Source organism: Streptomyces sp. NPDC059851 (genome assembly GCF_042732005.1).
Lineage (GTDB): Bacteria > Actinomycetota > Actinomycetes > Streptomycetales > Streptomycetaceae > Streptomyces.
The window spans coordinates 25,367-35,071 of the sequence record NZ_JBHWJJ010000086.1 but is presented as its reverse complement, the minus strand read 5'-3'; the positions used below and the strand labels follow the sequence as shown (position 1 = coordinate 35,071).

8 protein-coding genes are annotated in these 9,705 nt (G+C 73.5%); 7 read left to right on the top strand and 1 reads right to left on the bottom strand.

Annotation, left to right across the window (positions count from 1 at the left end; all coding sequences use genetic code 11):
* The first annotated feature begins 1 nt into the window (after window position 1).
* From ACFV7Q_RS25665 to ACFV7Q_RS25635, 7 genes are all read left to right on the top strand, one after another.
* On the top strand, window positions 2-1,180 hold the full coding sequence (locus tag ACFV7Q_RS25665; RefSeq protein WP_385431668.1) for an allantoate amidohydrolase: 1,179 nt from the start codon (window positions 2-4) through the stop codon (window positions 1,178-1,180).
* On the top strand, window positions 1,171-2,526 hold the full coding sequence (locus ACFV7Q_RS25660) for a formimidoylglutamate deiminase (protein ID WP_385431666.1): 1,356 nt from the start codon (window positions 1,171-1,173) through the stop codon (window positions 2,524-2,526). Before ACFV7Q_RS25665 ends, ACFV7Q_RS25660 begins: the two co-directional genes overlap by 10 nt.
* A 45-nt stretch (window positions 2,527-2,571) precedes the next feature.
* Complete coding sequence (hutI, locus tag ACFV7Q_RS25655; RefSeq protein WP_385431665.1) at window positions 2,572-3,750, top strand: imidazolonepropionase; 1,179 nt, start codon at window positions 2,572-2,574, stop codon at window positions 3,748-3,750.
* 114 nt (window positions 3,751-3,864) lie between these two features.
* Window positions 3,865-4,578, top strand: a complete 714-nt coding sequence (locus ACFV7Q_RS25650; RefSeq protein WP_385431664.1) for an LPXTG cell wall anchor domain-containing protein — start codon at window positions 3,865-3,867, stop codon at window positions 4,576-4,578.
* A gap of 16 nt (window positions 4,579-4,594) precedes the next feature.
* Window positions 4,595-5,590, top strand: a complete 996-nt coding sequence (locus ACFV7Q_RS25645) for a hypothetical protein (protein ID WP_385431662.1) — start codon at window positions 4,595-4,597, stop codon at window positions 5,588-5,590.
* On the top strand, window positions 5,587-6,615 hold the full coding sequence (locus tag ACFV7Q_RS25640; RefSeq protein ID WP_385431660.1) for a hypothetical protein: 1,029 nt from the start codon (window positions 5,587-5,589) through the stop codon (window positions 6,613-6,615). The genes ACFV7Q_RS25645 and ACFV7Q_RS25640 overlap by 4 nt, the downstream gene beginning before the upstream one ends.
* A complete protein-coding gene (locus ACFV7Q_RS25635; RefSeq protein WP_385431658.1) occupies window positions 6,612-7,883 on the top strand; it encodes a hypothetical protein in 1,272 nt (423 codons plus the stop codon). The genes ACFV7Q_RS25640 and ACFV7Q_RS25635 overlap by 4 nt, the downstream gene beginning before the upstream one ends.
* Before the next feature lie 78 nt (window positions 7,884-7,961).
* On the opposite strand, the gene ACFV7Q_RS25630 is transcribed toward ACFV7Q_RS25635, so the two are convergent.
* On the bottom strand, window positions 7,962-9,482 hold the full coding sequence (locus ACFV7Q_RS25630) for a peptide MFS transporter (protein ID WP_385431656.1): 1,521 nt from the start codon (window positions 9,480-9,482) through the stop codon (window positions 7,962-7,964).
* Window positions 9,483-9,705 lie beyond the last annotated feature (223 nt).

Sequence of the window (9,705 nt, the reverse complement as noted above, 5' to 3'; positions counted from 1 at the left end):
GCTGCGTCCCATCGGCCGCAGCGACGCCTCCGGCGGCTACCGCCGCTACGCCTGGACGGGCGCCGACGCCGACTGCCGGCTCTGGTTCCGGATGCAGGCGGAGGCCCGCCGCCTCGACGTCGAGACCGACCGCAACGGCAACCAGTGGGCCTGGCTCGGTGACCCGACCGCCGGTGACGCCGTCGTCACCGGTTCCCACCTGGACTCCGTCCCCGACGGTGGTGCCTTCGACGGCCCGCTGGGCGTCGTGTCCGCCTTCGCCGCGCTCGACGAGCTCCGCGCCCGCGGGGTCCAGTTCAGGCGCCCCCTCGCCATCGTCAACTTCGGCGACGAGGAGGGCGCCCGCTTCGGGCTCGCCTGCGTCGGCTCCCGGCTCACCTCCGGGCAGCTGACCAAGGAGAAGGCCTTCGAGCTGCGCGACGGCGACGGGATCAGCCTGCCCCGGGCCATGGAGGCCGCCGGCTACGACCCCGACGCGATCGGTCCGGATCCCGAACGCCTCGCCCGCATCGGCGCCTTCGTCGAGCTGCACGTCGAACAGGGCCGCGCCCTGGACCTGTCCGGCGACTCCGTCGGCATCGCCTCCGCCATCTGGCCGCACGGCCGCTGGCGGTTCGACTTCCGCGGCGAGGCCAACCACGCCGGCACCACCCGCCTGGTCGACCGGCGCGACCCGATGCTCACCTACGCCGAGACCGTGCTCGCCGCCCGTACGGAAGCCGCGCTCGCCGGGGCCGTCGCCACCTTCGGCAAGATCTCCGTCGAGCCCAACGGCGTCAACGCCATCCCCTCCCTGGTGCGGGGCTGGCTCGACTCCCGGGCCGCGGACCAGGCCACCCTCGACACGGTGGTCACCGCCATCGAGAAGGCCGCCCGCGACCACGCCGAGAAGGACGGCATCGACCTCGCCGTCGTCCGGGAGTCCTTCACGCCGGTCGTGGAGTTCGAGCACGCCCTGCGTGACGAGATCAACCGCATCCTCGGCGGGTCCGTCCCCGTCCTCGGCACCGGCGCGGGACACGACGCGGGAATCCTCTCCGCGGCCGTCCCGACCGCCATGCTGTTCGTGCGCAACCCCACGGGCGTCTCCCACTCCCCGCGGGAGTTCGCCCCCGAGGACGACTGCGTGGCCGGCGTCCTCGCCCTCGCCGACGTACTGGAAGGCCTGGCGTGTCGTTGAACGAGCACGTGGTGAAGACGTACTGGCTTGAGCACGCCTGGCTCGGCGACACGGTCGAGCCGGGCGTCGCCCTGGACGTGTCCGACGACGGGCGGATCGCCGCCCTGCGGACCGGGACCGACACGCCGCCCCCCGGTGCCGAGGTCCTGCGCGGCCTGACCGTCCCGGGCCTGGCCAACGCCCACAGCCATGCCTTCCACCGGGCCCTGCGCTCGGTCGTCCAGGTGGGTTCCGGAACCTTCTGGACCTGGCGCGACGTGATGTACCAGGTCGCCCAGAACCTCACCCCCGACAGCTACTTCGACCTCGCCCGCGCGGTCTACGCCGAAATGGCCCTGGCCGGCATCACCAACGTCGGCGAGTTCCACTACGTCCACCACGCGCCCGGCGGCACCCCGTACGCCGACCCGAACGCCATGGGCGAGGCCCTGATCGAGGCCGCCGCAGCCGCCGGCATCCGCATCACCCTCCTCGACACCGCCTACCTCTCCTCCGGCTTCGGCGAGGCCCCCAACGAGCACCAGCGGCGGTTCTCCGACGGCACCGCCGAGGCCTGGGCCGAACGCGTCTGCGCCCTCAAGCCGCGCGGGCACGCGCTGATCGGCGCGGCCGTCCACTCCGTGCGGGCCGTCCCCGCCGAACAGCTCGCCACCGTCGCCCGCTGGGCGGAGGAGCGGCAGGCCCCGCTGCACGTCCACCTGTCCGAGCAGACCGCCGAGAACGACGCCTGCCGGGCCGCCCACGGCTGCACCCCCACTCAGCTGCTCGCCGACCACGGGGTCCTCGGCCCGCGCACCACCGGCGTCCACAACACGCACCTCACCGACGAGGACATCGCCCTCCTCGGAGGTACCGCCACCGGCACCTGCATGTGCCCCACCACCGAACGCGACCTCGCCGACGGCACCGGCCCGGCCGGCCGGCTCCAGCAGGCGGGCAGCCCGCTGTCATTGGGCAGCGACAGCCACGCCGTCATCGACCTGCTGGAGGAGGCGCGCGCCATGGAGCTGAACGAGCGGCTGCGCAGCCGGACGCGGGGCCACTGGACGGCGAACGCGCTGCTGACCGCCGCCACCGCCGATGGCCACGCCTCGCTCGGCCTCCCGGATGCGGGGCGGCTGGAGCCCGGTGCGCTCGCGGACTTCACCACGATCGCCCTGGACACGGTGCGTACGGCGGGGCCGGTGCCCAGGCTCGGTGCCGAGACGGCGGTCTTCGCGGCCTCGGCCGCGGACGTCCGCCACACGGTGGTGGCCGGCCGCCACATCGTCCGGGACGGCGCCCACACCCTGCTCCCCGACGTCCCGTCCGCCCTCGCCGAATCCATCGCGGCCGTCCGCGGCTGACGCCTTTCTTTCCGGGGCGGGGGAAGCGAACCTCCGAGAGGAACCATGACCACCACCCTCATCACGAACATCGGCAGCCTGGTCACGAACGACCCCGGCCGGGGCGACGGCACCCCCCTCGGCCTGATCGAGAACGCGGCCGTCGTCATCGACGAGGACACGATCGCCTGGGTCGGCGCGGCAGCCGACGCCCCCGCCGCCGACGCCGCCTTCGACGCGCAGGGCCGAGCCGTCATCCCCGGCTTCGTCGACTCCCACTCCCACCTCGTCTTCGCCGGCGACCGCACGGCCGAGTTCAACGCCCGCATGTCCGGCCGCAGCTACTCCGCCGGCGGCATCCGCACCACCGTCGCCGCCACCCGCGCCGCCTCCGACGCCGAGCTGGAGGCCAACCTGGTCCGCCACCTCGACGAGGCCCGCCGCCAGGGCACCACCACCTTCGAGACCAAGTCCGGCTACGGCCTCACCGTCGCCGACGAGGCCCGCGCCCTGCGGATCGCCTCAGCGCACACCGAGGAGGTCACGTACCTCGGCGCGCACATCGTCTCCCCGGACTACGCCGAGGACCCGGCCGCGTACGTCGCCCTCGTCACCGGCGAGATGCTGGCGGCCTGCGCCCCGTACGCCCGCTGGGTCGACGTGTTCTGCGAGAAGGGCGCCTTCGACGGCGACCAGGCCCGGGCGGTCCTGACCGCCGGCGCCGCCGCCGGCCTGATCCCGCGCGTCCACGCCAACCAGCTCACGTACGGCCCCGGCGTGCAGCTCGCCGTCGAGCTGGGCGCGGCCTCCGCCGACCACTGCACCCACCTCACCGACGCCGACGTCGACGCCCTCGCCCAGGCCGCGGACACCACCGTCGCCACCCTGCTGCCCGGCGCCGAGTTCTCCACCCGCGCCCAGTGGCCCGACGCCCGCCGGCTGCTGGACGCGGGGGCGACGGTCGCGCTGTCCACCGACTGCAATCCGGGGTCCTCGTACACGAGCTCCATGCCGTTCTGCATCGCGCTCGCCGTCCGGGACATGGGCATGACGCCCGACGAAGCCGTCTGGGCGGCGACCGCGGGCGGCGCCCGTGCGCTGCGCCGCACCGACATCGGCGCGCTCACCCCCGGCGCCCGTGCCGACCTGGCCCTGCTGGACGCCCCGAGCCACGTGCACCTGGCTTACCGGCCCGGCGTTCCGCTGGTGTCGGCGGTCTGGCAGCGGGGGGTCCGCGCCGCCTGATCCCTCCCGCCCGATCGACGCGTCCTTCGTCTTCCCCTTGCAGGGTCCCGGGCGTACCTTGTGGCCCCGATCTGATGTTTCGTCAGTAACTTGCGGCCCGAGGGGAAGACGAAGGTGCCCAACCGGAAACGCTCCACCGCGCTCGCGCTGGCCGCCGCGTTGGCCGGATCGGCGGGCCTGCTGACCGCAGCCCCCGCGGCGCACGCCGATGTCGTCGACGTCGCCTACGACTGCAAGACCCCCATCGGGGACAAGTCCGCGGTGTCGCCCATCGACATCAAGGCCGTCAAGCAGGGCGACGGTTACAAGCTGACGATGTCCTTCCAGAAGGGCGTCTCGTCCAGCCCCATCGAGCTCGGCAAAGGGGCGATGAACCCGAGCGCCGTCATCGTGCTCGGCGGCGCGGACCAGGGTTCCGTACCGGTCTCGGGCCAGGCCAACGCCGAGGCGATCCCGCCCGACACCCCCATCAAGATCACCGACCTCTCGGGCACCTACACCCCGAAGAAGACCGGCAAGGTCACCTTCACCGCGGGCGTGCTCACCATCAAGGCCATGGGGACCACCACCACCTGCACCCCCGGCAACAGCCCGAAGTCCTCCCTGGAGCTGGACGTGACGGCCGCCGCCGGGTCCGGGACGGGATCCGGGTCCGGGTCCGGGTCGGCGGGCGCCGGGGCCGCTGGGGGTGCCGGGGTCGACTCCCTCCCGCAGACCGGCCCCGCCGACTCCGTCACCGCGCTCGGCACCCTCGGCGGCACCGTGCTGCTGTCCGGCGCCGCCGGCCTGCTCTGGCTGACCCGGCGCAGCCGCCAGGCCCGCACCTGAACGGAGCACCCCGGCCATGCCCGTGCTCCCCACCCGCCGCCGCGGACTGATCGCCCCGCTGACCCTCGCGGTCGCGGTGCTGTACACGGGCCCGGCGGCCCCGGCGGCCGCCGCCGACGAACCCGACTGGACCGCCGCCCCTGCCGCGGGCGCCGCCGGCAGCGCCCGCCCGGCCTTCTACCTCGCGGGCGCGCCCGGTGCCGTCCTGGACGACCGCCTCACCCTGGCCAACCCCTCCGACCGGGAGCGCACCCTCACCCTGCGCGGGGCCGACGCCCACCAGGCGCCCGACGGCGGCTTCGCCGTTCGCCCCGCCGGCGCCACCACCGGCGCCGGCTCCTGGATCAGCTTCGGCACGGCCGCCACCGTGAAGATCCCGGCCCGCACCCGCGCGGTCGTCCCCTTCACGGTCACCCTGCCGCCCTCCGCCCAGCCCGGGGACCACCCGGCCGCCGTGGTCGCCGCGGAGGGCGGCCGCGACGCCGCCGTACGGATCCACCTGCGCGTCGGCGGCCCGACCCTGGCCGCGCTGACCGTCGAGGACGTCTCCGTACGCGGCCGGGGGGCCGGGGCCGAGGTGGGCTACACCCTGGTCAACCGCGGCAACGTGACCCTCGCCCCCGGCCTGTCCCTGCGGGCCGAGGGGCTCTTCGGCACGCTCCCCGGGCGCCCGCACCGGGCCCTGCCCGTCGAGCTGCTGCCCGGCCAACGGCTCCGGCTGTCCGAGCCGTGGCCCGGCGCGCCCCTCCTCGACGCCGTCGACCTCACGCTGGACGTCACCGCCCCGGGGGCCGCCCCGGCGAGCGCCCGCGCGTCCGTCCGGCTCGCGCCGCGGTGGGCCGCCGCAGGGACGGGCGGCGTACTGCTCGCCCTCGGCGCGGTGACCCTGACCGTGCTGCCCCGCGTACGCGGGCGGCGGACCCGTCGCGACGGTCCGGGCGTGGCCGGCGAACCCGTACGGGGGGCGGGCCCGACACCGGACCACGAGCTGACGAGGGGAGCGACCACGTGATCGGCAAGCTGAGGGCGGCACGGCCCGCGGCGGCAGCAGCACTGCTGCTGTGCCTCCTCGCACCGGCCCCCCGGGCCTCGGCGGTACCGGCGGCGGCCGCCGAGGGCGAGCCCGCCGTCGCGCTCTCGCTCCAGGAGGCGGCGAAGGGCGCCGGGATCACCGTCACCGGCACGGGCTGGCGCGCCAAGACCCTCGTGATGGTGCTGCTCTGCGGTCAGAACATGATCGGCGGCACGAACAGCTGCGCCAACGCCGACGGGACCGCGGTCCCGACCGGCGACGACGGCCGCTTCACGGCCCGGCTGACCGTGGTCGCACCACCCAAACCCTGCCCCTGCATCGTGAACGTCACCTCGGTGAGCGCGGACCGGGCCACCGTCGCCGCCCCCTTGAAGATCACCGACCACCCGGTGGCCGAGCTGCCAGCGGAGCCGGGCACCCCGCGCCTGGCCATGCTGAGCGGGGTCCGGCTGGCCGGCGAGGACGGCGTCCTGACCTGGTTCGGCGCCCCGCCCGACCGCACGTTCACCGTCACCGTCGGAAACCTCGGGCCCGCCCCCGTCAAGGACCCCGTCTTCCAGCTGGGCACCGCGCACGGCGTGTTCGCTCCACTGTGGGAGGAGGTCCGGTGGAAGGGCACCATCCCGCCGGGCGGCAAGGCCGAGGTCCGGCTCGCCGTCACCCTGGCCGCAGGCGCCCACGGCGACTACACGGTCTCCCTCAAGTACGGCGACACCGTCGTGGCCACGCAGCCGTGGCGGGTGTCCCGGCCGTACGGGGTGCTGCTGTTCTGGGCCCTGCTCCTGATCGTGGTGCCGGCCGGGCTGTTCCGCGCGGGAATGGCCCTCGTGGAACGGTTCCGGCCGCACCCGAGACCGGTCGGGACGGCCCCTGCCGCCCCCGCCGGGACGACCACCACGACCCCCACGACCCCCACGACCACCGCGGCGGTCCTGCCGTGGTTCACCGCACCACAGGCGTCCGCACCGTCTGAGAACAGTCCGACGACGAAGGGACACGCGTGAAGACCCAACGGAGGGTGAGTGCGGCCGCGGTCGCGCTGCTGTTCGGCGGCGCGGGCATCCTGCTGGCGGCCGGCCCCGCCCAGGCGGCCGAGGTCTCGTACGAGGTGGAGTGCATCCCGCCGGCGGGCGGCGGCGGCCCGGTCCGGGGCACGACCACGGTGTCGATCACCGCGCCGGCCACGGCGAAGGTCGGCGACGAGATCGAGGTGGTGTGGAAGACCGTCAAGCCCGCCTCGAACAACACCGACTTGATGGACCTGGGCAAGGACACCGTCAAGCCGACCGGCTGGGTGAAGCTCGGCGGTGCGCTCGGTACGGAGGTGAAGCTGGAGGGCGAGCGGAAGAACCCGCCCATCCCGAAGAACGCGCCCATGGTCATGTCCGACATGAAGGGGAAGGTCAAGCTGACCAAGGCGGGGGACGTGACGATCACCCCCGGCAAGTACGACGTCGACTTCAGCGGCTTCGTCACGCACTGCTCGCCGAAGGCAGCGGTCGGCGTCGCCGCCACCATCAAGGTCACCGACGGCGATGGCACCACGAGCAGCGGCGGCACCACGAGCGGTGGCACCACGACCACCGGCGGTTCGACCGGTGGCGGTACCGGCGGCGGCGGAGGCCAGACCGACTTCCCGGGCAAACCCGTCGAGGTCGCCTTCGACTGCGGCGCCGTCGTCCCCGGGGGGATCAAGACCCCGGTCACCATCAACGCCAAGAAGAACGGTGGCGGCTTCGACCTCACCGTCAAGACCGCGAAGGGGGCCATGGCCAGCCCCATGGCCCTCCCGGCCGGCGCCCTCAAGCCGTCCATGAACATCAAGCTCGGCGGCGCCGACAGCGGCACGGTCAAGGTCACCGGCCCGGCCAACGCGGAGCCGATCCCGGACAAGGCCCCGGTCAGCCTGAGCGACATGACCGGAACCTACAAGCCGGGCAAGTCCGGCAAGGTGACGCTGAGCCCGGACCAGCTGACCATCGACGTCACGATGACCCCCGGCTCCACGCCGATCAACGTGCCGTGCAAGGCGGTCAGCAGCGGGGTCTCCCTGGAACTGGACACCACTGCCCAGCCCGGCGGCTCGGGCTCCCCCACCACCGGCGGTGCCGCCGCCGGGGGCTCCGGCACCTCCGGCGGCCTCGCCGACACCGGCGCCGGCGACGGGGGCGGCCTCAGGGCCCTGGCCCTGGCCGCGGGCACGGTGGTCCTCCTCGGCGCCGCCGTCTTCACCTTCACCCCCTGGCGCCGCCTCCGCGGCACCACCCGCTGATCCGGCCCGCCGACACGCGAACGGCCCGGCACACCTTCCGGTGTGCCGGGCCGTTCCGGCCGGCGGGGCGGGGACGCGTCAGTTCACGTCGCCCATCAGCGCATTGACCTTCTTGCGGTACATGTAGATGGCGATACCGGCGAGCACGGCGGCGGCCGCCTGGAAGACGATCACGCCGACGCCGTCCAGCTTCACCTCGGCCAGACCGAGCAGACCGGTGATGCAGTCACCGGCGGTGACGGCCAGGAACCACACGCCCATCATCTGGGAGGAGTACTTCTGCGGCGCCATCTTCGTGGTGACCGACAGGCCGACCGGCGACAGGCACAGCTCGGCGAGGGTGTGCATGAGGAAGATGAGCACCAGCCACCACATGGTGACCTTGGTGTCGTCGCCGGCGACCTGGCTCAGCGGCACGGCGAAGACGAAGAACGAGGCGCCGACGATGACCAGGGCCACCGAGAACTTCACGATGGTGCTGGGCTCGCGGTTGCGGCGGGCCAGGGCCACCCAGGCGGCGGCGAAGACCGGGGCCAGGGCCACGACGAAGAGCGGGTTCAGCGACTGGAAGACCACGGTCGGGACTTCCCAGCCGAACAGGCTGCGCTCGGAGTTCTTGTCACCGAAGAGCGAGAGGGTCGAACCACCCTGGTCGTAGATCATCCAGAACACGGCGGCGGCCACGAAGAACCAGATGTAGGCGTTCATCCGGGTCTGCTCGCCGGCGGACAGGTCCTTGTCCCGCTTGATGCGCACGAGGACGGCGACCGGGATGACCAGACCGGCGATCGTGATCGGGTACAGCGCCCACTTGATGGTGAACAGGTCCATCGCGACCACGGCGCCGTAGAAGACGGCGACGGCGGCCAGGACGGCGGCGGCCTTGACCATGACGGCGGTGCGCTCGGCCGGGGTCAGCGGGTTCGGGACGACGTTGCTCTTCGGGTTGAGGGTGCGGCCGGCGAGCAGGAAGACCACCAGGCCCACGCCCATGCCGACGGCGGCGAGGAAGAAGCCCAGGTGCCAGTTGACGGTCTCGCCGACGTAGCCGATGGCGAGCGGCGCGGCGAAGGCACCCACGTTGATGCCGATGTAGAAGATCGTGAAGCCGCTGTCACGGCGCGGGTCGTCCGCGCCCTTGTAGAGGTGGCCGACCATCGTGGAGATGTTGGCCTTCAGCAGGCCGGAGCCGACCGCGACCAGCAGCAGGCCGACGAAGAACGCGATCTGGCCGGGCAGGGCGAGCGACACGTGGCCCGCCATGATCACGACGCCGGCGACGGCGACCGTCTTGCGGGCACCCCAGACGCGGTCACCGAACCAGCCGCCCGGCATGGCCATCAGGTAGACCATGGCCACGTACACGGAGTAGATCGCCGTGGCCGTCGCCGCCGTGAAGCCGAGGCCGCCGCCCTGGCTGCCGGTCGCGGCGTCCACACCGCCGGAGACCAAGTACAGGACGAGAAGCGCGCGCATGCCGTAGTAGGAGAAGCGCTCCCACATCTCGGTCATGAACAGCGTGGCCAGTCCGATGGGGTGGCCGAGGAAGGTCCTCTCGTGAGCTGCGCTCGGCGAGGCCTGCGTCAGGCTGGAAGCCATGTCGATCCTTGCTTGCTCGGGACGCCTGGCTTCGTGAGCCGGTCGGCGCCCGGTGGGGGGTGGCCGGAACCGGCGGCGGGCGTTCCGCCCCCACGCCCCGGGGTCTCGCACCCGCCGCGCAGGGCGGGGGGCGAGGGAACTTCCGCAACCGGGATCCACGCCCCCGCGCGCATTTTCGCGCGCGGAGGTCCGGCCCACAGGTCATCCACTGTCACCGGAGTCG